Source organism: Serratia sp. BIGb0163, assembly GCF_024809935.1.
Taxonomy (GTDB): Bacteria; Pseudomonadota; Gammaproteobacteria; order Enterobacterales; family Enterobacteriaceae; genus Serratia; species Serratia quinivorans.
In genome coordinates, this window is record NZ_JANUDZ010000004.1 from 319,830 (window position 1) to 342,360 (window position 22,531).

General features: G+C 56.0%; 22 protein-coding genes. 1 reads left to right on the forward strand and 21 read right to left on the reverse strand.

The window, feature by feature from the left end; genetic code table 11:
* Positions 1–104: 104 nt before the first annotated feature.
* The 10 genes from dacA to leuS form a co-directional block, all read right to left on the reverse strand.
* Positions 105–1,316, reverse strand: coding sequence for a D-alanyl-D-alanine carboxypeptidase DacA (dacA, locus tag M2406_RS16675; RefSeq protein WP_017891907.1), 1,212 nt, complete (start codon positions 1,314–1,316; stop codon positions 105–107).
* A 178-nt stretch (positions 1,317–1,494) separates the two neighbouring features.
* On the reverse strand, positions 1,495–2,580 hold the full coding sequence (gene rlpA, locus M2406_RS16680; RefSeq protein ID WP_135344556.1) for an endolytic peptidoglycan transglycosylase RlpA: 1,086 nt from the start codon (positions 2,578–2,580) through the stop codon (positions 1,495–1,497).
* 10 nt (positions 2,581–2,590) lie between these two features.
* Positions 2,591–3,703 (reverse strand): peptidoglycan glycosyltransferase MrdB, encoded by a 1,113-nt coding sequence (gene mrdB, locus M2406_RS16685; protein WP_012005638.1) that lies wholly within the window; start codon positions 3,701–3,703, stop codon positions 2,591–2,593.
* Positions 3,704–3,711: 8 nt separating this feature from the next.
* Positions 3,712–5,607, reverse strand: a complete 1,896-nt coding sequence (gene mrdA / locus M2406_RS16690; RefSeq protein WP_012005639.1) for a peptidoglycan DD-transpeptidase MrdA — start codon at positions 5,605–5,607, stop codon at positions 3,712–3,714.
* A gap of 38 nt (positions 5,608–5,645) precedes the next feature.
* Positions 5,646–6,116 carry a 23S rRNA (pseudouridine(1915)-N(3))-methyltransferase RlmH gene (gene rlmH, locus M2406_RS16695; RefSeq protein WP_004949595.1) on the reverse strand — a complete coding sequence of 157 codons (471 nt, stop codon included), beginning with the start codon at positions 6,114–6,116 and terminating at the stop codon, positions 5,646–5,648.
* A 3-nt stretch (positions 6,117–6,119) separates the two neighbouring features.
* On the reverse strand, positions 6,120–6,437 hold the full coding sequence (rsfS, locus tag M2406_RS16700; RefSeq protein ID WP_012005640.1) for a ribosome silencing factor: 318 nt from the start codon (positions 6,435–6,437) through the stop codon (positions 6,120–6,122).
* Between the two features lie 188 nt (positions 6,438–6,625).
* Positions 6,626–7,288: a nicotinate-nucleotide adenylyltransferase gene (nadD, locus tag M2406_RS16705; protein ID WP_174353226.1), complete on the reverse strand. Its 663-nt coding sequence runs from the start codon at positions 7,286–7,288 to the stop codon at positions 6,626–6,628.
* The gene (gene holA / locus M2406_RS16710) at positions 7,278–8,312 is read right to left on the reverse strand and encodes a DNA polymerase III subunit delta (protein WP_012005642.1); all 1,035 of its coding nucleotides are present in this window, start codon (positions 8,310–8,312) and stop codon (positions 7,278–7,280) included. Before holA ends, nadD begins: the two co-directional genes overlap by 11 nt.
* Positions 8,309–8,869 (reverse strand): LPS assembly lipoprotein LptE, encoded by a 561-nt coding sequence (lptE, locus tag M2406_RS16715; RefSeq protein ID WP_012005643.1) that lies wholly within the window; start codon positions 8,867–8,869, stop codon positions 8,309–8,311. Before lptE ends, holA begins: the two co-directional genes overlap by 4 nt.
* Before the next feature lie 14 nt (positions 8,870–8,883).
* The gene (gene leuS, locus M2406_RS16720; RefSeq protein WP_012005644.1) at positions 8,884–11,466 is read right to left on the reverse strand and encodes a leucine--tRNA ligase; all 2,583 of its coding nucleotides are present in this window, start codon (positions 11,464–11,466) and stop codon (positions 8,884–8,886) included.
* 265 nt (positions 11,467–11,731) lie between these two features.
* On the opposite strand from leuS, the gene M2406_RS16725 reads away from it, so the two are divergent.
* Entirely contained in the window at positions 11,732–12,214 is a 483-nt protein-coding gene (locus M2406_RS16725) for a zinc ribbon-containing protein (RefSeq protein WP_017891914.1), read from the forward strand.
* A gap of 57 nt (positions 12,215–12,271) precedes the next feature.
* Here the strand turns inward: M2406_RS16725 and M2406_RS16730 are convergent, their stop codons facing one another.
* The 11 genes from M2406_RS16730 to M2406_RS16780 form a co-directional block, all read right to left on the reverse strand.
* The gene (locus tag M2406_RS16730) at positions 12,272–12,970 is read right to left on the reverse strand and encodes an FMN-dependent NADH-azoreductase (RefSeq protein ID WP_259190697.1); all 699 of its coding nucleotides are present in this window, start codon (positions 12,968–12,970) and stop codon (positions 12,272–12,274) included.
* 148 nt (positions 12,971–13,118) lie between these two features.
* Positions 13,119–14,051 carry a pyrimidine-specific ribonucleoside hydrolase RihA gene (rihA, locus tag M2406_RS16735; protein ID WP_259190699.1) on the reverse strand — a complete coding sequence of 311 codons (933 nt, stop codon included), beginning with the start codon at positions 14,049–14,051 and terminating at the stop codon, positions 13,119–13,121.
* Between the two features lie 238 nt (positions 14,052–14,289).
* A complete protein-coding gene (locus M2406_RS16740) occupies positions 14,290–15,015 on the reverse strand; it encodes an amino acid ABC transporter ATP-binding protein (protein WP_012005648.1) in 726 nt (241 codons plus the stop codon).
* Entirely contained in the window at positions 15,015–15,689 is a 675-nt protein-coding gene (gene gltK / locus M2406_RS16745; RefSeq protein WP_012005649.1) for a glutamate/aspartate ABC transporter permease GltK, read from the reverse strand. The genes M2406_RS16740 and gltK overlap by 1 nt, the downstream gene beginning before the upstream one ends.
* Entirely contained in the window at positions 15,689–16,429 is a 741-nt protein-coding gene (locus tag M2406_RS16750) for an amino acid ABC transporter permease (RefSeq protein ID WP_012005650.1), read from the reverse strand. The genes gltK and M2406_RS16750 overlap by 1 nt, the downstream gene beginning before the upstream one ends.
* Positions 16,430–16,626: 197 nt before the next feature.
* On the reverse strand, positions 16,627–17,523 hold the full coding sequence (locus M2406_RS16755) for an amino acid ABC transporter substrate-binding protein (RefSeq protein WP_012005651.1): 897 nt from the start codon (positions 17,521–17,523) through the stop codon (positions 16,627–16,629).
* Between the two features lie 382 nt (positions 17,524–17,905).
* Positions 17,906–19,435 carry an apolipoprotein N-acyltransferase gene (gene lnt / locus M2406_RS16760; RefSeq protein ID WP_259190701.1) on the reverse strand — a complete coding sequence of 510 codons (1,530 nt, stop codon included), beginning with the start codon at positions 19,433–19,435 and terminating at the stop codon, positions 17,906–17,908.
* 7 nt (positions 19,436–19,442) lie between these two features.
* On the reverse strand, positions 19,443–20,321 hold the full coding sequence (gene corC, locus M2406_RS16765; protein ID WP_012005653.1) for a CNNM family magnesium/cobalt transport protein CorC: 879 nt from the start codon (positions 20,319–20,321) through the stop codon (positions 19,443–19,445).
* Positions 20,322–20,405: 84 nt separating this feature from the next.
* On the reverse strand, positions 20,406–20,879 hold the full coding sequence (gene ybeY, locus M2406_RS16770) for an rRNA maturation RNase YbeY (RefSeq protein WP_012005654.1): 474 nt from the start codon (positions 20,877–20,879) through the stop codon (positions 20,406–20,408).
* On the reverse strand, positions 20,876–21,931 hold the full coding sequence (locus M2406_RS16775; RefSeq protein ID WP_012005655.1) for a PhoH family protein: 1,056 nt from the start codon (positions 21,929–21,931) through the stop codon (positions 20,876–20,878). The genes ybeY and M2406_RS16775 overlap by 4 nt, the downstream gene beginning before the upstream one ends.
* Before the next feature lie 214 nt (positions 21,932–22,145).
* Entirely contained in the window at positions 22,146–22,481 is a 336-nt protein-coding gene (locus M2406_RS16780) for a zinc ribbon domain-containing protein YjdM (RefSeq protein WP_085115587.1), read from the reverse strand.
* Positions 22,482–22,531 lie beyond the last annotated feature (50 nt).

The following is a 22,531-nucleotide window of genomic DNA, read 5'->3' on the forward strand; positions in this document are numbered from 1 at the left end:
CCAGAGTGCGGCTATCGGTATAGCGATTCTATAAATTATAACTCCCGCCGGAGCGGGAGTTAATGTTAATCAGTATATGGGGGCGATTTCGCCCATTTCAACTGTTAACCGAACCAGTGATGGAACATCAGTTTGATGTAATCCACGATACGGCTGAAGAAACCGCCTTCTTTCACTTCGTTCATCACCACCAGTGGGCGCTGATCGATGGTTTTGCCATCGAGCTGGAAGTTGATGCTGCCGACAACCTGGTTTTTCGCCAGTGGTGCATGAATTTCCGGCGTGTTCAGTACGTAGCTGGCTTTGAGATCTTTCATCCGGCCGCGTGGGATGGTCAGGTAAACGTCTTTGTCTACGCCCAACTCAACGCGATCCGCATCGCCGAACCAGACGGGTTCAGACGCAAACTCTTTGCCCACTTTCAGTGGCGCAACGGTTTCGAAGAAGCGGAAGCCCCAGGTCAGCAGTTTCTTGCTCTCGGTCTCACGGCCTTTATACGTACGACCGCCCAACACCGCAGAGATCAGACGCATCTGACCTTCGGTCGCAGAAGCGACCAGGTTGTAGCCTGCCGCATCGGTATGACCGGTTTTGATGCCGTCCACGTTCAGGCTGGTATCCCACAGCAGACCGTTACGGTTCATCTGGCGGATATTGTTGAAGGTGAACTCTTTTTCTTTATAAATCGCATATTCGTCCGGCACGTCGCGGATCAGCGCCTGGCCGATCAACGCCATATCGCGCGCCGAACTGTACTGACCCTGTGCATCCAGGCCGTGTACCGTCTGGAAGTGGGTATTCTGCAGGCCCAGCTTGCTGACGTAGGTGTTCATCAGGTTAACGAACGCGTCCTGGCTGCCGGCTACGTAGTCGGCCATCGCCACGCAGGCGTCGTTACCGGATTGCAGGTTGATACCGCGGGTCAGCTTGGAGACCGGGACGCGGTCGCCTGGCTTGAGGAACATCAGCGAAGAACCCTTGAATACCGGGTTGCCGGTAGCCCAGGCGTCTTGCCCCACGGTAACCATGTCTTCCTGGCCGATTTTACCTGCTTTCAGCGCCTGGCCGATGACGTAACTGGTCATCATTTTGGTCAGACTGGCTGGATCGCGGCGGGCATCGGCGTTCATTTCCGCCAAAACTTTACCGGAGTTGTAATCAATCAGGACGTAGGATTCCGCATCGATTTGCGGTACCCCTGGGATCATGGTCTTGATATTAACGTCATCGGCATGCGCAACGGAGGTTGCACTCATCGCGATAACGGTGCCGAGCGCTATGCTCTTGATTAAGCGAAAAGAAGTTACTTGTTTCATGATCGAGACTACAACATCCATGAGGGTAAAATTAAAAACGAGCCACACTATAACAGATGAGATCCCGGCAGGCATTAGCCAATGCTCTGACTAATCGCGCTTTATTGGCTTTAGCTGAAAGAAAATGTTTCAGCTAAAGGAACGCTTATCAACCGCGTTCGCCTGCCGGATATTTGTTTTAAGGTGCGGCAGTGACAAAAGATTGTTGCTGCGCTTCGCTGGCCAGACGCTGCTGCAGTTCGGCGGCTTGCTGACGGCTGCTGAACGGGCCCAGCTGCACACGATAGACGCTGCCGTTGGCGGCCACTTTACCCGGTACGCCAAACTTTTGGCTCAGGCTTTGTTGCCAGCTCTGCGCGCGTTCGGCACTGCTCAGTGCGCCGACCTGCACCACGTAGCTACCACCAGCAGAAGCATTGGCGGCCACGGCGGCGGAGGCCGCGACCGGTGCGGCAATGGCTGCGGCACTGACGGCAGGTTCAGGCTCTGAGCCTTCCAGCACGCCGGCCGGTACGGCGCTTGGCGCACCCAGGAAACCGCTGCGGCTATTGCCGGTGGTAGCGGCCGGGGCGTTGTCGCCGGTGTTCAAACTGCTGTTGTCAATCGGGTGCACTGCGGCACCGTTGGGGACCGGGACATCCTGTTGCACCGGGGTTCCCATGTTGCTGGAGCCGAGTTCCGGACGTGCGGGCAGGGCGTAGCTTTGTTTGGCAACGGTAGTACCAATGGTGCCAGGGCCGCTCAGAGTGCCGTCCGGGGCCACGTTGATGAAATCAACCTTGACCTTGGTGTTGTTGGACAGGTTCAGGCGGTCGGCGACGGCTTTCGACAAATCGATAATGCGGCCCTGGGTGTAAGGCCCGCGATCGTTCACTCGCACTACCAGTTGGCGGCCGTTGGCCAGGTTGGTCACGCGTACGTAGCTTGGGATCGGCAGCGTTGGGTGCGCGGCAGTTAACCCATTAGGATCGAACTGTTCCCCCAGCGCGGTGGTATTGCCCCGGGCTTCTTCACCGTAGGAGCTGGCCAGACCGGTCTGCGAGAAGTTCTGCGGATCTTTGACGATGCGGTAAGTGTCGCCATTAACCTTATAATCCTGCATGTTATTAGGGTTATAGGGTTCATATTGAGGCTCAACGCCACCGATCTCCACCACGGGGCCGTTATACGGCTGCTGCGGTGGCGCTTGCTGTTCCGTGGTCGGGGCGGTACAGGCGGAAAGTAATACCGCGACAACGCCGACCCAAAGCCATTCCTTACGCATTACTCACCCCTTATAAACTCTTGGACATCATTTTTCGATGCGTGTGGATCGACATGATAATGCCGAACCCAGCCATAAGCACAATCAGCGCCGAACCCCCGTAACTGACCAGAGGCAAAGGTACGCCAACTACCGGCAAAATGCCACTGACCATACCAATGTTAACAAACACATAAACGAACAAAATCAGCATCAGACCGCCGACCATCACCCGCCCAAAGGTGGTTTGCGCCTTGGCGGCAATCATCAATCCACGAATGATAACCAGCAGGTACAGCGCCAGCAGCACCAGTACCCCAATCAGCCCCAGTTCTTCGGCCAGGACCGCGAAGATAAAGTCCGTGTGGCGCTCCGGCAGGAATTCCAACTGCGACTGAGTGCCGTGCAGCCAGCCCTTGCCGGACAGGCCGCCTGAGCCGATGGCGATTTTCGACTGAATAATATGGTAACCGGCGCCAAGTGGGTCGGTTTCCGGATCCAGCAGCATCATTACGCGGTCGCGCTGATAGCCGTGCATCAGGAAGAACCACAGCACCGGGATAAAGGCCGCCAGCAGCACGGCGGCTACGGCGATCAGCTTCCAGCTCATGCCGGACAGGAACAGCACGAACAGGCCGGAGGCGGCAATCAGAATCGAAGTCCCCAAATCGGGCTGCGCGGCGACCAGCAGGGTCGGCAGGAAAATCAGCACCAGCGCAATCGCGGTATTCTTTAGCGAAGGCGGGCAGACGTCACGGTTCATAAAGCGCGCCACCATTAGCGGCACGGCGATTTTAGCGATCTCGGACGGCTGGAAACGCACGAAGCCAAGATCCAGCCAGCGCTGCGCGCCTTTACTGATCTGGCCGAAAGCGTCTACCAGTATCAGCAGGATCACGCAGAAAATATATAAATACGGCGCCCAGCTTTCATAGACCCTCGGCGGGATTTGCGCCATGACGGCCATCACTATCAGCCCCATGACAATCTGGCCGATCTTGCGCTCCATCATGCCAATATCCTGACCGCTGGCGCTCCACATCACGAACGCGCTGTAGACCAGCAGGGCCAGAATTAATAGCAGGAATGTGGGGTCGATATGGATTTTGGTCCAGATCGAGCCCTTTTGTTGGCTTTCAGTCATGTTCTACCTTAATCACCCTCTACGCCTGGTGGCAGTGGGGCTTCAGATGGTAATTGCGTATTGTTGTCGCCCAGCAAAATATGGTCGAGGATCTGACGGGTGATCGTCCCGACCGCCGGACCGGAGCCGCCGTTTTCCAGAATGATGGCGACCGATACCGTTGGATTGTTGAACGGAGCAAAGGCGGTCATCAATTTATGGTCACGCAGGTGTTCTGCCAGTTTGTGGGCGTTGTAGGTTTCGTAGCCGAATACCTGTGCGGTACCCGATTTCGCCGCGGCTTTGTAAGGTGCATCCGAGAAGTACTTACGCGCCGTCCCGTTCGGACGGTTGGCTACACCATACATGCCATCTTTGGCAATTTCCCAGAAGCCTGAATGAATATCGCCGATCTGCTTGCTCTCTTCCTGGGTGAAGGGCACCAGCGCACCATTGATTCTGGTGCTCTGCAGCAGGTGTGGCGTTTTGACGTTGCCGTCGTTAATCAGCGTGGTCAGTGCCTTGGCCATCTGGATCGGCGTTGCCGTCCAGTAGCCCTGGCCGATGCCCACCGGAATGGTGTCTCCCTGATACCAGGGTTTTTTATAGCGCTTGAATTTCCAGTCGCGGGTCGGCATCAGGCCGGAACGTTCTTCGGACAGATCGATACCGGTATAATCGCCGTAACCGAACTTGGTCAGCCAGGTCGACAGGCGATCGATACCCATGTCGTAGGCTACCTGATAGAAGAAGGTATCCGCTGATTCTTCCAGCGCTTTGGTGACGTTCAGGCGGCCATGGCCCCATTTTTTCCAGTCGCGGAAGCGTTTTTCCGAGCCGGGCAATTGCCACCAGCCGGGATCGAACAGGCTGGTGTTTTTGGTGATCACCCCGGCACTGAGCGCCGAGACGGCAATGTAGGGTTTAACCGTAGAAGCCGGTGGATATAACCCCTGCGTGGCGCGGTTAATCAACGGCCGGTTCGGATCGTTGAGCAGCCCCTGATAGTCTTTACTGGAGATACCATCAACGAACAGGTTCGGATCATAGCTGGGGTTAGAAACCATCGCCAGAATGCCGCCGGTGCGCGGATCGCTCACTACCACGGCTGCACGGCTGCCGACCAGCAACTGCTCGATATAGCGTTGCAGGTTGAGATCCAGCGTCAGGTAAACGTCCTGACCGGCGGAAGGGGGTTGTTCATGCAGTTGGCGGATCACCCGGCCGCGGTTGTTGACTTCAACCTCTTCGTAGCCGGTTTTGCCATGCAGGGTTTCTTCGTAATAACGCTCGATGCCCAGCTTGCCGATATCGTGCGTGGCGGCGTAGTTGGCCAGTTTGCCGTCTTTATCCAGACGTTCGACGTCGCGGTCGTTGATTTTCGATACGTAGCCGATGACATGGGTCAGAGCGGAGCCATAAGGATAGTAGCGACGCTGGTAGCCTTTGACCTCGACGCCGGGGAAGCGGAACTGGTTAACCGCAAAACGCGCCACCTGGACTTCGTTCAGGGCGGTTTTCACCGGAATGGAGACGAAGCGACGTGAGCGTTTACGCTCTTTCTCGAAGTTGGTGATGTCTTCGTCGGTCAGATCGACCACCGGACGCAGTGCCTGTAGCGTGGCCTTTAGGTCATCGACCTTTTCCGGCATCAGCTCCAGTTGATAAATGGTGCGATTGAGCGCCAGCGGGGTGCCGTTGCGATCGTAGATAATGCCGCGGCTGGGCGCGATCGGCACCAGTTTTATGCGATTTTCGTTGGAGCGGGTACGGTAATCCTCAAAGCGGACGATTTGCAGGTTATACAGATTGGCGATGAGGGTGCCGGTCAGCACCAGGATGACCAGGAACGCCACCAGGGCGCGGCGTACAAACAGGGCGGATTCAGCCGTATAGTCGCGAAAAGGGTTACGTTCTATTTTCATCCCGCTGCTTTATTTCACTCTGTCACGGTTACCACCGGTTATTCCCGGTGGTAAGGATGATTTGTTGTAATACTCCAGGCGCGATAGAGGCTTTCAGCCACCAGGACGCGCACTAAAGGATGCGGCAATGTCAAAGGTGAGAGCGACCAACTTTGTTCGGCTGCGGCCTTGCACGCCGGGGCCAGCCCTTCCGGGCCACCAATCAGCAGGCTGACGTTGCGGCCGTCCTGCTTCCAGCGTTCGAGCTGCTGCGCCAACTGCGGCGTTTCCCACGGCGTACCGGGGATATCCAGCGTGACAATGCGATTGCCTTTGCCTACCGCCGCCAGCATCTGTTCGCCTTCCTTTTCCAGAATGCGTTTGATATCGGCATTCTTGCCGCGCTTGCCCGCCGGGATTTCGGTCAGCTCAAACGGCATGTCTTTCGGAAAGCGGTGCAGATAATCCATAAAGCCGGTCTGCACCCAGTCTGGCATTTTAGTGCCGACAGCGACCAGTTGCAGTTTCACCGCTTAGCTCCAGAGTTTTTCCAGCTCATACAGACGACGGCTTTCTTCTTGCATCACGTGGACGATCACTTCGCCCAAATCAACCACTATCCAGTCGGAAGCTTCCTGGCCTTTCATGCCATAGAGTTCCATGCCCGCAGAACGGGATTCTTGCACCACGTGGTTGGCGATCGACATCACGTGACGGGTAGAGGTACCGGTGCAGATGATCATGCAATCGGTGATGCTGGATTTACCCTGGACATCCAGAGCGATAATGTCTTGGCCTTTCAGGTCATCAATTTTATCGATGACGAAATCTTGGAGCGCTTTACCTTGCAAAGGTTCCCCCTCGGGAGTGTTCTGTTCATTCGACTGCGGCGGGCAACTGCCCGTTTTGCGGCCTGAATCAATGATAAGTCGGCAGGATGCCGCTGAAAGCCAGCTGGTGACTGCCCGGCCAGCTAAGGTTTCCGGGGTTTTCAGCGAATACCTGAAAAATAGCGGCGCAGTATATCATGCGGCTCTCGCTAGCGATATAAACCCTGTAACTCGATATAGCGCTGTACCGAACGCGGCAGCAGGTCGTCACAGTTGAGGCCCTGGTGGCGGCGCTGGCGGATTTCCGTCGCTGAAATTTCCAGCTGCGGCGTATCGGCCAGGTAGATATAGCCCTGTGGCTGCCGGCTGAGCAGCGCGGCATCGGTCACCTGATGCTGTTCCAGCCACTGCTGCAGTTCCGGCGTGTCCATTCGGTCATTGTAGCCCGGACGGGCCAGCACCAGCAGGTGGCAGGTATCCAGCAGCGACTGCCAGCGGTGCCACTTGTGCAGCGTCAGCAGCGAATCCTGGCCAATGATAAACGCCAGCGGCAATGCAGCGCCACGTTCTTTACGAATGGCTTCCAGCGTCTCTATGGTATAGGAGGGCGTGGTGCGGTGCAGTTCGCGATCGTCAACCGCAAACAGCGGGTTGCCGGCGATCGCCAATTCAACCATCTTCAACCGTTGCTGAGCGTTAGCCTCGGGCTGAGGGCGGTGTGGCGGCACATGATTCGGCAACAGCGTCACCCGGTTCAGGCCTACCTCAGCCGCCAGCGCTTCCACCGGGCGCAGATGGCCGTAATGGATTGGGTCAAAGGTGCCGCCAAACAGGGCGTGCAGGACGGTGGTGTCTTGCGAATTAGTGGGCATCGGAAAAACTCGTGGCCAGAGGTTTGCCGCACAGCAGCATCGACAGGGTTTCCAGTTCCGACCAGACCGACTGGCCGTAATCCTGCTTAAGGGTGATTTCAATCTGCGTCAGCAGATGAACCGCTTGCCGCAACTGGGCACCGGATAACCGCTGCAATGCCTGGGTGACCAGGTTACGGCGGTTTTGCCAGACCTTGTACTGGTCGAACAGCGTACGCAGCGGCACTGACGCCATGCGTCGTTGCAGGTTCAGCAATTGCAGCAATTCGCGTTGCAGGGTGCGCAGCAGGATCACTGGTTCGACATCTTCCTGCTGCATCTGTTGCAGGATATGCCAAGCGCGTTTGCTCTTACCCGCCAGCAGGGCGTCCAGCCAATGGAATGGCGTGAAGTGCGCGGCGTCATTGACCGCCAGCTCGACACGCGGCAGCGTGAGCTTGCCATCCGGATGCAATAACGACAGTCGTTCCAGCGCCTGCGACAGCGCCAGCAGGTTGCCTTCATAGCAGTAACACAGCAACTGATTGGCCGCGTCGTCCAGTTCCAGCTTCATGGTTTTGGCGCGCTGGGCTACCCAGCGGGGTAACTGCGCCTGCTCCGGTGTCTGGCAACTGACGTAAGCGCCATGCGGGCTGAGTGCCTTGAACCAGGCGCTGTTTTCCTGCGCTTTGGTGAGGCGTGGCCCACGCAGCATCAGCAAAATATCGTCATGCAGCAGAGCAGCCAGCTTGATCAGCTGTTCGCCTATCGGGGCGGTCGGCCCGTTTTCAGGGAAGATCAGCAACAGCGTCTGACGGCTGGCGAACAGACTCATCGCCTGACAGATGCTGAAAATGGCGTCCCAGTCGGTATGGGCATCAAGCGAAATGCTGTAGTGCTCGGTGAACTGGTGCTGCTGTGCCGTCTGGCGGATCAGATCCTGACTTTCCTGCAACAGCAACGGTTCATTGCCACTCAATAAATAACAAGCGCGCAGCCCCTCTCGGAGCTGCGCGGCAAGTTGTTCAGGGTAAATACGGATCATTGATCTACGCGACTGGCCGCTTTTTCACCGGCCGCAGCGGCTTTCTGCTGCGTTTCTTCTTCCGCCGCGTGCACCGTCAGCAGTTTACGCACCAGTTGCTGGGCGGCCTGCTCACGCATTTCCTGGCGAATAATTTCCTGTTCGGAATCTTTTGCCAGTGCGGTCAGCGGGTTATCGAAGAACGAACGGAATACTTTCACGTTCAGCGGATACAGATCGTGACCCGGGATCAACACCTGTGCCTGGACCGTCAGCACCATCTGGTACTCAGCGGTTTTACCGTCCTGGAAGATAGAGGCGGTATCCTGGCTTTCGGTGGCGCCAATGATGCGCAGGGAAGGGAGATCCTTGCGTTTTGCATCTTTGACAATGGTCACGTCGCTCAGACGTAATTGCTCACGCACGGCGCGGGTCAGCGGACCATAAGGGTCTGAGCTGTCCAGAATCAGCGTTTTCATTTCCGAGGGTACCTGCGTGGTGCCACGCAGGTGAAAACCGCAGCCGGCGGTGACCAGCACCGCCAACCCCAGCAACAGCGTCAGAATACGTTGTCGCACAATTCCTCCTTGTGTTAACCCACAACCAGGTTAAGCAATTTGCCCGGAACATAGATCACTTTACGAACCGTAACCCCGTCCAGATATTTAGCGACCAGATGTTCCTCAGCGGCGCGCGCGCGCACCTGCTCTTCGGTTGCATCTGCTGCCACAGTAATTTTAGCGCGGACCTTGCCGTTGACCTGTACTACCACCAGCTTGGAGTCTTCGACCATCGCCTGCTCGTCGGCTTGCGGCCAGGCTGCGGTGTCCACATCGCCTTCACCGCCCAACGCCTGCCACAGTGAGAAGCACACGTGCGGGGTGAACGGATACAGCATGCGGACCACTGCCAGCAGGGCTTCCTGCAGCAGAGCGCGATCCTGCTCGCTTTCCTGCGGAGCACGGGCCAGCTTGTTCATCAGCTCCATCACGGCGGCAATGGCGGTGTTGAAGGTCTGACGACGGCCGATATCGTCGGTCACTTTGGCGATGGTTTTGTGCAGATCGCGGCGCAGCGCTTTCTGGTCTTCCGTCAGCGTTGCTACGTTCAGCGGCTGTACAGCACCTTTTTCCAGGTGTTCGTAGGACAGTTTCCACACGCGTTTCAGGAAGCGGTTTGCCCCTTCCACGCCGGATTCCTGCCATTCCAGCGTCATTTCTGCCGGCGAAGCGAACATCATGAACAGACGCACGGTATCCGCACCGTATTTCTCAACCATCACCTGCGGGTCGATGCCGTTGTTTTTCGACTTCGACATTTTGCTCATGCCAGCATAGACCAGTTCACGACCTTGTGGATCGGTGGCTTTGATAATGCGGCCTTTGTCATCGCGTTCAACGATGGCGTCGGCTGGGGAAACCCAGACGCGTTCGCCGCTGTTGCCGCTGTAATAGAAGGCGTCTGCCAGCACCATGCCCTGACACAGCAGGCGTTTTGCCGGCTCGTCGGAATCGACCAGGCCCGCGTCACGCAGCAGCTTGTGGAAGAAGCGGAAGTACATCAGGTGCATGATGGCGTGTTCGATACCACCGACATACTGATCGACCGGCAGCCAGTAGTTGGCGGCGGCCGGATCCAGCATGCCCTTGTCGTACTGCGGGCAGGTGTAGCGTGCGTAGTACCAGGAAGACTCCATAAAGGTGTCGAAGGTGTCGGTTTCACGCAGCGCCGGCTGGCCGTTAACGGTGGTTTTCGCCCACTCGGGATCGGCCTTGATCGGGCTGGTAATGCCGTCCATCACCACGTCTTCCGGCAGGATCACCGGCAGTTGGTCTTCCGGAGTCGGCATTACGGTGCCGTCTTCCAGCGTGACCATTGGGATTGGAGCACCCCAATAACGTTGACGGGAAACGCCCCAGTCGCGCAGACGGTAGTTAACCTTGCGCTGGCCGACGCCTTTGGCGACCAGTTTGTCGGCAATGGCGTTGAAACCGTCCTGGTGGTCCAAACCGTCAAACTCGCCGGAATTGAACAGCGTGCCTTTCTCGGTCATGGCTTCGGCCTGGACATCCGGTTGGCTGCCATCGAGCGCCAGCACTACCGGTTTGATCGGCAAACCGTATTTGGTGGCGAATTCCCAGTCACGCTGGTCGTGAGCCGGAACCGCCATTACCGCGCCGGTGCCGTATTCCATCAGCACGAAGTTGGCGACCCAAACCGGCACTTGCTCGCCGGACAGCGGATGGATGGCGAACAGGCCGGTCGGCATGCCTTTCTTCTCCATCGTTGCCATTTCGGCTTCGGCCACTTTGGTGTTGCGGCATTCTTCGATAAATTCAGCCAGCGCCGGGTTGTTCACCGCGCCTTGTTGCGCCAATGGGTGACCCGCGGCAACGGCCACGTAGGTCGCACCCATAAAGGTGTCTGGACGGGTGGTGTAAACGGTCAGTTTCTCATCGCTGCCCGCCACGTCAAAGGTGATGTCCACCCCTTCGGAACGGCCAATCCAGTTGCGCTGCATGGTTTTCACCTGCTCTGGCCAGCTTTCCAGCGTATCGAGATCGTTCAGCAGTTGATCTGCGTAGTCGGTGATTTTGATAAACCACTGCGGGATCTCTTTACGCTCGACCTTGGTGTCGCAGCGCCAGCAGCAGCCGTCGATAACCTGTTCGTTGGCCAGCACGGTCAGATCGTGTGGGCACCAGTTGACCGCAGAGGTCTTCTTGTAGACCAGGCCTTTTTCGTACAGCTTGGTGAAGAACCATTGTTCCCAACGGTAGTAATCCGGATCGCAGGTAGCGATCTCGCGATCCCAGTCGTAGCCGAAGCCCAGCAGTTTTAGCTGGTTCTTCATGTATTCGATGTTGTCGTAGGTCCACGGGGCCGGCGCGGTGTTGTTTTTAACCGCGGCGCCTTCCGCCGGCAGGCCGAACGCATCCCAGCCGATCGGCTGTAGTACGTTTTTACCCAGCATGCGCTGATAGCGCGAGATCACGTCGCCGATAGTGTAGTTACGAACGTGCCCCATGTGCAGACGGCCTGATGGGTATGGCAGCATGGATAGGCAGTAATACTTTTCCTTGCTCGCGTCTTCGGTAACCTTGAAAGTCTGCTTCTCTTGCCAGTGAAGCTGTACGTTCGATTCTATGTCTTCTGGACGGTATTGCTCTTGCATGGCGGCTGGTGGTCCTGTAGGTGTAAAACAGCTACATCCGTAGCATTCTGTTGAGTACTTATAGATCCGCATAGCATAGCTGATAAGACCTCTCGGCAACAACACCAAGCGCCCGACTCGGCGTATTTAAAAAATCTCCGCCATGATATGACTCACATCTTGAGGATCCCGTGCCTTGCCAAGTGACATCAGCAATTTACGGCTAAAATGATAAGGGATACGTTAAGAGGTAAGCCCTGTCACGTAAGTTCATCGAGGAGATATTATGAACAAGGTTGCTCAGTACTACCGCGAATTGGTGGCATCTCTGACCGAACGCCTGAAAAATGGCGAACGTGATATTGATTCACTGGTGGCGAGCGCTGAAAAACGGCTGAACGAAGCCGGTGAGCTGACGCGCGATGAAGTGGAGCAGGTGACCCTGGCGGTACGGCGCGATCTGGAAGAGTTTGCGCGTAGTTACCAGGAAAGCCGGGAAGAATTTACCGACAGCGTTTTTATGCGGGTGATTAAAGAGAGCCTGTGGCAGGAACTGGCGGACATTACCGACAAAACCCAGTTGGAATGGCGCGAAGTTTTCAAGGACGTCAGCCACCATGGCGTTTACCACAGCGGTGAGGTGGTCGGCCTGGGGAATCTGGTGTGCGAGCAGTGTCATCATCATTTGGCGTTTTACACGCCGGAAGTGTTGCCGCTATGCCCGAAATGCGGCCATGACCAGTTTCAGCGTCGGCCTTTCGAACCTTGAGTTTTCCCGCACCCTGGCCTTTTCCTGTGCGGAAAGGGCCGGGCAGGGAGATCGTGATTAACCGAACAGTTTTTTCATCAGGTTACTGAGGAAACCGCCGCCAGCCGGCGCTGTGGCCAGTTCAGGCTGGCTTGCGAGGGCGGCGTATACCGTCGCAGGCACTTTTTGCGCAACCGCTATGCGGCTGTCCTGCGTTGCTTTTTCTGCCGCTTCCGGCCCGTAAGCAAAACCTTCCGCCAACACGAACTCCACGTCAGTAATACCGATGAACCCCAGGAACAGCTTCAGGTAAGGCGTGATCAGGTCGGTTGGTGTCTCGGCATGGATACCGCCGCGGCTGGAGATCACAATCGCTTTTTTACCGGTGACCAGGCCTTCGGAACCCTCGGAGGTATAACGGAAGGTTTGGCCGGCACGCGCGACCAGGTCGAAATAGATTTTCAACTGGGTCGGGATATTGAAGTTGTACATTGGGGCGCTGATGATAATGGTGTCGTGCGATTTCAGCTCGGCAATCAGCTCATCGGAAAGCGCCAGCGTTTTTTGCTGATGTGGCGTTAAGGGCTTATCACCGGCGCTAAAGCCGCCAATCACTTCACCATCCAGCTCCGGCAGGGTCGGGTTGGCCAGATCGCGGAAGGTAAAACTGTCGCTTGGGTGTGCTTCACGCCACTGTTGAACAAAAAAATCGACTAATTTTCCAGACTGGGAGTAATCGCCCAGGATACTTGATTTCAGGACCAGTATACGACTCATACGGATATCTCCAGGCTTGCTCTAAGGTTGTCAGCGTTCGCTGTGCGTTTAAAGCATCTTAGAGGCAAGCCTGGGCCAGTGATAGCGTAAAAATTCGCTGAGTTAAATCAAAAAAACTGAATGCTGACTATGTTGGTGTCCCAGCGGGTCAGTAACGCGCGACGCGTTCGGCCAGCAGATTGATAAACCCTTCACGATCGATATCGGTCAGCACTTCCACGTTGGCCGCTTTGCCGTTTTGTCCGAAGATATCCACCACCGTCATCCCCTGGGTGTACTCTCCTTTGGTCTCTACACCGACCCAGTGTTCGATACTGCCAAACAGCCGTGGTGCCAACAGCCAGGCGATGGTGCAGGGGTCGTGCATCGCGGCACCGGGCAACCCGCGCGGGTGGCTGAGATACAGCGGCAGGTAGAAGTCGAGCATTTCTGCTACCGCCTGCGCGACCGGGTTGTCAATCTGGCGGATTCGTTCGATATCCTGCGGCAGTACCAGCGCCTGATGGGTGACGTTCAGACCCGCCATGGTCAGCGGCACGCCGGATTTGAGTACCATTTCGGCGGCTTCCGGGTCGACGAAAATATTAAATTCCGCCACCGGGGTGGTGTTGCCGGCGTTCATGCCGCCGCCCATAAAGACGATACGCTCGATGTTGCCTTTCAGCTCAGGGTGTTGAGCCAGCAGCAGGGCGATATTGGTCATCGGACCGGTAACCACCAGAGTGATGGGTTGCGGGCTGCTGCGCAACAGGCTGGCGATCAGTTCGACGGCGCTTTGTTTTACCGGCTTGATGGTGGGCGTTGGCAGATGGGTATTGCCCATGCCGGTTTTGCCATGCACATAGTCGGCAATCACCAGCTCACGCATTAGCGGGGCCGCAGCACCGGCGGCGACAGGAATGTCTTCGCGTTTCATCAGCGTCAGCAGCCCGAGCGCGTTATGCAGGGTTTTCTCCGGCGTCTGGTTACCGGCAGAGGTGGTAATGGCTTTCACTTCAAGTTCCGGTGAACTCAGTGCCATAGCAAGGGCAATGGCGTCGTCGAGGCCGGGATCGCAATCGATAATGATAGGGCGAGACATGTGGATCTCCTTGTAGTTGTGCTCCGAGCATCGGATCAAAACCAGGGAGAAACAAGCGCTTTTAGTGCCGGGAGAGGGGAGATGCGCCCCGAATGGAGCGCATGCATATTGAGGCAAGCGTTGTTTTTTCTCCTGAGATACCCGGGCCTAGCGCACCGAGGGGCGCTCCGGCAGCTAAAGCTGCTACGACCCCTTCGGCACGCTCTCCCTAATAACGGGCACGAGCGCATCAGATAAATCAGTGCAGGATTTTTGCCAGGAAGTCTTTGGCACGCTCAGACTCGGGGTTGTTGAAGAAGTCGTCTTTATTGCGGTCTTCGACAATTTTGCCTTCGTCCATAAAGATCACCCGGTTGGCGACCTTGCGGGCAAAGCCCATTTCGTGGGTCACCACCATCATGGTCATGCCTTCGTTTGCCAGTTCGACCATCACGTCGAGCACTTCGTTGATCATTTCCGGATCGAGCGCCGAGGTGGGTTCATCGAACAGCATGGCGATAGGATCCATGCACAGCGCACGGGCGATAGCCACACGCTGCTGCTGGCCACCGGAAAGCTGGCCGGGGAACTTGTTGGCATGAGCGGTCAGGCCGACGCGCTCCAGTAACTTCAGGCCTTTCTCGCGTGAGGCGGCTTTATCGCGCTTGAGCACTTTTACCTGTGCCAGCGTCAGGTTGTCGATGATCGACAGGTGCGGGAACAGCTCAAAGTGCTGGAACACCATGCCGACCTTGGAACGCAGCTGAGCCAGGTTGGTTTTCTTGTTGTTGACCGGGGTACCGTTCACCAGGATATCGCCCTGCTGGATCGGCTCCAGGCCGTTGACGGTTTTGATCAGGGTAGATTTTCCCGAGCCTGAAGGACCGCAGACTACCACCACCTCACCTTTTTTGACTTCGGTGGTGCAATCGGTCAGAACCTGAAAGTGACCGTACCACTTAGAAACATTTTTCAGGGATATCATCAAACAGTCCTTTTCTTCAAATAGCTTACCAGCGCCGAGGCGGCGAGACTGATAACAAAGTAGACAAAGCCGGCGAACAGGATCATTTCAACCTGGGTGCCGTCGCGCTCGCCGATGGTTGAGGCGGTACGGAAGAAGTCAGCCAGGCTCAGTACGTAGACCAGAGAAGTATCCTGGAACAGTACGATGCCCTGAGTCAGCAGCAGTGGCACCATGGCGCGGAACGCCTGCGGCAAAATAACCAGTTTCATTGACTGCCAGTGGCTCATGCCCAGCGCTAACGCGGCGGAAGACTGGCCGCGCGAGATGCTGATAATACCGGCGCGGATGATTTCCGAGTAATAGGCCGCTTCAAACAGGGAAAAGGCTACCATAGCCGAGATCAGGCGAATATCGGTTTTCGGCGACAGCCCCAGAACTTGTTGTAATAAGCTTGGAACCACCAGATAGAACCACAGCAGCACCATCACCAGCGGCACCGAACGGAACAGGTTGACGTACAGCGCGGCAAACCAGCTGATGGGCTTGAATGGCGACAGACGCATGACGGCCAGAATGGTGCCCCAGAGGATACCGAAGACGATAGCGGTCACGGTGATCTTCAGCGTGATCAACAGACCTTGCAGCAGGTAAGGGAAGCTTGGGACAATTGATGCCCAGTCAAATTCGTACATTATTTACTCCCCAGATTGCCAGGCAACTGCACTTTTCGCTCTACCAGTCGCATAAACAGCATGATCACGGCGTTGATGGCGATGTAGGCCAGCGTAATCGCGGTAAAGGATTCATAGGCATGCGCGGAGTAATCCAGCAGTTTGCCGGCCTGCGCAGCCATGTCGACCAGCCCGATGGTGGAAGCAATGGCGGAGTTTTTAACCAGGTTAAGCATTTCCGAGGTCATCGGCGGCACAATCACCCGATAGGCGTTCGGCAACAGCACGTAGCGATAGGTTTGCGGCAGCGTCAGGCCCATGGCCAGTCCGGCGGCTCTCTGACCGCGTGGCAGTGACTGAATGGCAGCGCGTACCTGTTCGCATACGCGGGCGGCGGTAAACAGCCCCAGGCACAGCATCGAGGAAACGAAGAACTGCACGTTAGGATCGAGTTCGGTTTTGAACCACATGCCCATATTGGCCGGCAGCAGTTCCGGGATCACCAGATACCAGGTAAAGAATTGCACGATCAGCGGCACGTTACGGAACAGTTCGACGTAACAGGTACCGAGGGTGGAAAGAAAGCGGTTGGGTACGGTACGCAAAATACCGAATAGCGAACCGACAAAGAAAGCGATAATCCATGCACAGACGGAGAGGGCTACCGTGACCTGAAAGCCGGACCAAATCCAGCCGAGGTAAGTGGTATTCCCAAACGGGGCCTGCTGCAGGAAGATACCCCAGTTCCAATCTATTGACATAACAAACTCCGTTAAGCGGGCGCAGAGCGCCTAAAGATTGATGACTATTCACGCCGAAAGTACCGCGGCCAGTCGGGCTGACCTGTCTGTGCGGCATCGGTGGTGCGTTAAGGGGAAAATGCGGGAGGGGAACGGCCTCCCGCATTCCTGTCTGTCCCAGCCATCAACAAGACCAGGTTACCCTGGACTTTGTTTTATTAGTTCAGTGCTTTGTCGTTAGGCTCTTTGAACAGTTGCTTCATGTCGTCTGACAGTTCGAAGTTCATGTTGAGGTTCTTCGGTGGGATTGGCTGTTTGAACCACTTATCAAACCATTTTGCCGCTTCACCTGAAGTCTGGGCCTGAGCGATGGTGTCATCGACCAGTTTTTTGAACTCAGGATCGTCTTTACGCAGCATACAGCCGTAGGCTTCTTTCGACTGCGGCGTTGCGATGATTTCCCATTGGTCCGGCTTCTTGGCTTTCGCGCGTTCACCGGCCAACAGGGCGTCATCCATCATAAAGGCGACTGCTCGGCCACTTTCCAGGGTGCGGAATGAATCACCGTGGTCTTTGGCGCTGATGATGCGCATGTTCATTTTGCCGCTGTCATTGAGTTTATTGAGCAGCACTTCCGAAGTGGTGCCGGAGGTGACTACGACCGGTTTGCCAGCCAAATCTTTGAAATCTTTAACATCAGAGCCTTTTTTCACCAGCAGGCGGGTACCGACCACGAAGATGGTGTCGGAGAAGGCGGCCTGTTTCTGGCGTTCAAGGTTATTGGTGGTCGAGCCGCACTCGAAGTCAAAGGTACCGTTTTGCAGCAGCGGAATACGGTTCTGAGAGGTGATCGGCAGCATTTTGACCTGCAGATCCGGCGCGTTCAGTTTTTTCTTAACCGCTTCAACGATTTGGTTGGAGTAGTCCTGGGAGTAGCCCACCACTTTCTGCTGGTTGTCGTAGTAGGAGAACGGCACTGACGATTCGCGGTGGCCGACAACGATCACGCCGTTGTCTTTGATTTTCTTCAGCGTACCGGTCAGTTCTTCCGCATGGGCTACGTTAGCCGCCGTACCGATCAGCAGTAACGATAACGCCAATTTACGCATTTGCATGGTCCAACTCCTTTGCTGTTGTGGTGGCTCAAATTCAAAGAGCATCAGATTCTAAATGGAGATTTATTGCTCAAGTATAAAGATAGTCTTAGAACAGATAACCGTTAGAAAATAGCCGATTGTGAACAGATTGAAACTAAAATGTTTCTTTTTTTGAGACGCCACGCGCACCAAATTAATGCAACAAAACCCCAATGCACCTTGATGGTGCCAGTGATGCTCTCGAGTTGTGCACAAATACGACGAAACGTCAGCAAAAGTAAATCGGCTCTAAATCACGGAGTAAGTAAAGCAAGGAGTGTGCCAGAAGCGTTGATTTGGCAATGATTTTTGACAGGGAGGGGAAAACAACGGGGCGCGCCGATGGCCACGCCCCGGGGGATTATTTACGACGCATGCCGAGGAACAGCGCCAGGCCGCCGAGCAGCAAGGTGATTATCCACAATGGCGTGGAGCCAAAGCGGGCATAAGGCGTAATGCCGGTGGTGGGGGTCATTTTCACCTCCAGCACCTTGCGAGTGAACTGCGGGATCTCTGCAATCACTTCACCGTTAGCATCCACTGCGGCTGTCACGCCGTTGTTGGTGCTGCGCAACAGAGGTCTGCCCAACTCAAGTGCACGCATGCGCGCCATCTGGAAGTGCTGCCACGGGCCGATGGAATGACCGAACCAGGCATCGTTGGAGATGGTCAGCAGGAAGTTGGTGTCCGGGCGGAAGTTATCGCGCACCTGCTGGCCGAGGACAATTTCATAACAAATCGCCGCCGTCAGGTTGTAGCCCTTCACGCTGAGCTGGGGCTGGACGTAATCGCCACGGCTGAAAGAGGACATCGGCAGGTCGAAGAACGGCGCCAGTGGACGCAGCAGGGTTTCCAACGGAACAAACTCGCCGAACGGCACCAAATGGTGCTTGTTGTAGCGGTCTTTGGCCGGATAAAAGTATGGCGTCGGTTCACCCAACACGATGGCGCTGTTGTAGATTTGCTGGCCCTGTGGGGTGGCACGAACGTCAACAATGCCGGTGATCAGGCTACTGTTTTTGGCACGCATCAGATCGTCCATCATGGTCAGGAAGCCGTTCTGGCTGGCTTCGTAATCCGGGATGGCAGATTCCGGCCAAATGATGATCGGCGCTTTGCCCATATAAGGACGGGTTTCATCCAGATAGGTTTGCAGCGTACTGACCAGCGCTTTCGGGTCCCACTTCATCGACTGAGCGATATTGCCCTGCACCATGGCGACGTTGACCGCCTTGTCCGGCTGAGGGATGTACCAATGCAACTGGCGCAGCGGCCACGGCAACAGCAGCAGTGCAACCGCCACCACCGCCGGCGTGATGCGACGTTGATTGACGGCATACACCAGCAACCCGGCAATCGCCATCAGCATAAAGGTGATGGTATCCACCCCCAGCAGTGGCGCCACGCCTTTCAACGGGCCGTTGAGTTGGCTGTAGCCAAATTGCAGCCAGGGGAAGCCGGTCAGCACCCAGCCGCGTAAAAACTCGGTGACCTGCCACAGCACCGGCGCAGCAATGGCCAGGCGATACCAACTGGTGGTTGGCCAAAGACGTGCCAGCAAGCCGGCGAACAGCCCGGTATACAGAGACAGATAGGCGGCGAGCAGCGCCACCAGGAAGATATTGACGGAGAACGGCATGCCACCGAAGTCGGCGATACTGACGTAAACCCAGTTGATCCCGCTACCAAACAGGCCAAAGCCCCAGCAGAAGCCGAGCAGGGCGGACTGTTTGGTGGTGCGGTTCAGGGTCACGGCCAGCAGGCCAATCAGGGAGACAATGGCCGCCGGCCAGATATCGTAAGGGGAAAACGCCAGCGTGCCACTGGCACCAGTCAACAGCGCCAGTAGGGCGCGAACCCACTGGCGATCAAGGTAAGAGGCTTTAGCCATGTTCGATTTATTCTTCCAGTTTCGGTTGCGGAGAATCGTCCGGAATTTTTACATGAACCTGGATGATACGTCGACTGTCGGCCATCGCAACTTTAAATAGGTAACCTTCGATTTCAATGGTTTCCCCACGTGCAGGCAGGTGGCCGAAGGCTTGCATGACCAGGCCACCGATGGTGTCGACCTCGTCGTCGCTGAAGTGGGTGCCGAAGGCTTCGTTGAAGTCTTCAATCGGCGCCAGTGCGCGCACGGTATACATATGACGGCTGAGCTGGCGGATATCCAGGTCGTCCTCGTCGTCATACTCGTCTTCAATTTCGCCGACAATCAGTTCCAGAATGTCTTCGATGGTGACCAGGCCGGACACGCCGCCGAATTCGTCAATGACAATCGCCATGTGATAACGCTGGGAGCGGAACTCCTTCAGCATCCGGTCGACCCGCTTGCTTTCCGGCACCACCACTGCGGTGCGCAGCACCTTGTCGATGCTGAATTCCTCGGACTCTGCGCGCATAAACGGCAGCAGATCCTTGGCCATCAGAATGCCTTCGATGTGATCTTTATCTTCGCTGATCACCGGGAAGCGCGAGTGGGCGGATTCAATAATCACGTCCAGGCACTCTTCCAGCGTTTGGTTACGCTTGAGCGTCACCATCTGGGAGCGCGGGATCATGATGTCGCGCACGCGCTGCTCGGCGATATCCATCACGCCTTCCAGCATGTCTCGGGTATCGGGATCGATCAGGTCGTTTTGCTCGGAATCACGGATCAGCTCTACCAGATCGCCACGGTTTTTAGGTTCGCCGTGGAACAGCTGGTTAAGGATAAGAGTAAAGAACCCCTTCTTGGGACTGGGGCTGTCATTGCTTTGTGAATGGTCGTCGCTCATGGCGTTTTAGTTAATATCACTCATGTCAGAGTTAGGGGAGTCAGCGACAGCCCCATACAGGGGCTGCGGGGAAATCAGCTGACGTCAGAGGGGGTCTTTTTCCGCCAGGTACGGGTCCGGGTAACCCAGTCCGTGCATGATTTCGGTTTCCAAAGACTCCATTTCTTCGGCTTCATCGTCTTCGATGTGGTCATACCCTAGCAGATGAAGGCTGCCATGGACAACCATATGCGCCCAGTGGGCCTCCAGCGCCTTGTCTTGCTCAGCGGCTTCCCGTTCAACCACCTGACGGCAGATGATCAGATCGCCAAGCAGCGGCAGCTCGATACCCGGGGGAGCTTCGAACGGGAATGACAACACGTTGGTCGGTTTGTCCATGCCACGATAAGTCAGGTTCAGTTCATTGCTTTCGGCTTCATCCACCAGGCGAATGGTGACCTCCGCTTCTTCCTGAAACTGCGGCAGCACGCCTTCCAGCCAGCGCTGGAAGGTGGCTTCGTCCGGCAGGCCACTGTTATCTGCACAGGCCAGCTGCAGATCCAAAATCACCTGACTCATGGTGTCTCCTGCTCGGAGGCGAGGGTCGCCTCGCGTTTACGTTGTTCGGCAATGGCGTCTTTGCGCTTTTGTTCGGCGGCTTCCCAGGCTTCATAGGCGATGACCACGCGGGCCACCACTGGATGACGTACCACGTCTTCACTATGGAAGAAGTTGAAGCTCAGCTCTTCGACGTCCGACAGCACTTCCACGGCATGGCGCAGGCCGGATTTTTGGTTGCGCGGCAGGTCTATCTGCGTCACGTCACCGGTAATCACTGCCTTTGAATTGAAGCCGATGCGCGTCAGGAACATTTTCATCTGTTCGATGGTGGTGTTCTGGCTCTCATCAAGAATGATAAACGCATCGTTCAGGGTACGACCGCGCATATAGGCCAGGGGTGCCACTTCAATCACGTTACGTTCAATCAGTTTCTCCACGCGCTCAAAGCCCAGCATTTCAAACAGGGCGTCGTACAGCGGGCGCAGATAAGGATCGACCTTTTGGCTCAGATCTCCCGGCAGGAAGCCCAGTTTCTCACCGGCCTCGACCGCAGGGCGGGTCAGCATGATGCGACGAATTTCCTGACGTTCCAGCGCGTCTACCGCAGCGGCAACCGCCAGATAGGTTTTGCCGGTACCGGCCGGGCCAATACCGAAGGTAATATCATGGTCGAGAATATTGGCGATGTACTGCGCCTGGTTCGGCGTGCGCGGTTTCACCATACCGCGTTTGGTTTTGATGGTGACCGCTTTGCCGTAATCCGGCACGCTGTCGGCAACCTGTTCCAACACCCGGCTTTCTTTGATGGCCAGATGGATCTGTTCCGGGTCGATATCCGGGATCACGCCGCGGATGGGCGAGGTGTCCACATACAGGTGGCGCAGGATATCGGCGGCGGCAACCACGCACAGGTTTTTGCCAACCAGCTTGAAACGGTTATCACGGCGGTTGATTTCAATGCCCAACCGGCGTTCGAGTTGTTTGATATTGTCATCAAACGGGCCGCACAGGCTGAGCAATCGCTGATTGTCTGCCGGCTCTAACAAAATTTCTTGTGTTGCGACGTTCAAACTATTCCTCAAGGCTCATATCGGGCCTGGTTGATTTTCGGTACGCGCATTCAGGGCAAACCCTGAGGTTCTCTACCCTGAATTATTCATGGTGCGACGCATGGGCGCAAGTTTACCCATGATCTATCTGTGCGTCGGCGCTGAATTTCAAGGGTAGGGGGAGGAAAAACGCGGCCAAAACAGCCGCGTAATGACTTGAGAATGGAAGCTGGGATCAGTTCTTTTTCACGAACTCGGACTTCAGTTTCATTTGGCCAAAGCCATCAATTTTGCAGTCGATGTTGTGGTCGCCTTCCACCAGACGAATGTTTTTCACCTTGGTGCCAATTTTCAGCATCGAAGAGCTGCCTTTGACCTTCAGATCTTTTACCACGGTCACGGCGTCGCCGTCGGCCAGCAGGTTGCCGTTGGCATCTTTGACAATCAGCGCATCGTTGTCTTCCGCCGGGGCGCTATCGCTCCACTCATGGGCGCACTCAGGACAGATAAACAGATTGTTGTCCTGATAAGTGTATTCGGAATTGCACTTCGGGCAGTGTGGGAGTTGCATGCTATGTCGCCTCTTCAATCAAAAAAATAAAAAAAAGAAAATTGCCGGGC

Excerpts from the sequence above, each read along its gene's own strand:
- lnt (WP_259190701.1), bottom strand. The coding sequence starts at position 19,435 with ATGGCTAAAGCCTCTTACCTTGATCGCCAGTGGGTTCGCGCCCTACTG.
- M2406_RS16780 (WP_085115587.1), bottom strand. The coding sequence starts at position 22,481 with ATGCAACTCCCACACTGCCCGAAGTGCAATTCCGAATACACTTATCAG.
- rlpA (WP_135344556.1), bottom strand. The coding sequence starts at position 2,580 with ATGCGTAAGGAATGGCTTTGGGTCGGCGTTGTCGCGGTATTACTTTCC.
- leuS (WP_012005644.1), bottom strand. The coding sequence starts at position 11,466 with ATGCAAGAGCAATACCGTCCAGAAGACATAGAATCGAACGTACAGCTT.
- mrdB (WP_012005638.1), bottom strand. The coding sequence starts at position 3,703 with ATGACTGAAAGCCAACAAAAGGGCTCGATCTGGACCAAAATCCATATC.
- ybeY (WP_012005654.1), bottom strand. The coding sequence starts at position 20,879 with ATGAGTCAGGTGATTTTGGATCTGCAGCTGGCCTGTGCAGATAACAGT.
- M2406_RS16755 (WP_012005651.1), bottom strand. The coding sequence starts at position 17,523 with ATGCAAATGCGTAAATTGGCGTTATCGTTACTGCTGATCGGTACGGCG.
- dacA (WP_017891907.1), bottom strand. The coding sequence starts at position 1,316 with ATGAAACAAGTAACTTCTTTTCGCTTAATCAAGAGCATAGCGCTCGGC.
- nadD (WP_174353226.1), bottom strand. The coding sequence starts at position 7,288 with ATGCCCACTAATTCGCAAGACACCACCGTCCTGCACGCCCTGTTTGGC.
- mrdA (WP_012005639.1), bottom strand. The coding sequence starts at position 5,607 with ATGAAAATAGAACGTAACCCTTTTCGCGACTATACGGCTGAATCCGCC.
- gltK (WP_012005649.1), bottom strand. The coding sequence starts at position 15,689 with ATGTACGAATTTGACTGGGCATCAATTGTCCCAAGCTTCCCTTACCTG.
- M2406_RS16730 (WP_259190697.1), bottom strand. The coding sequence starts at position 12,970 with ATGAGTCGTATACTGGTCCTGAAATCAAGTATCCTGGGCGATTACTCC.
- M2406_RS16740 (WP_012005648.1), bottom strand. The coding sequence starts at position 15,015 with ATGATATCCCTGAAAAATGTTTCTAAGTGGTACGGTCACTTTCAGGTT.
- M2406_RS16750 (WP_012005650.1), bottom strand. The coding sequence starts at position 16,429 with ATGTCAATAGATTGGAACTGGGGTATCTTCCTGCAGCAGGCCCCGTTT.
- rihA (WP_259190699.1), bottom strand. The coding sequence starts at position 14,051 with ATGTCTCGCCCTATCATTATCGATTGCGATCCCGGCCTCGACGACGCC.
- M2406_RS16725 (WP_017891914.1), top strand. The coding sequence starts at position 11,732 with ATGAACAAGGTTGCTCAGTACTACCGCGAATTGGTGGCATCTCTGACC.
- holA (WP_012005642.1), bottom strand. The coding sequence starts at position 8,312 with ATGATCCGTATTTACCCTGAACAACTTGCCGCGCAGCTCCGAGAGGGG.
- corC (WP_012005653.1), bottom strand. The coding sequence starts at position 20,321 with ATGAGCGACGACCATTCACAAAGCAATGACAGCCCCAGTCCCAAGAAG.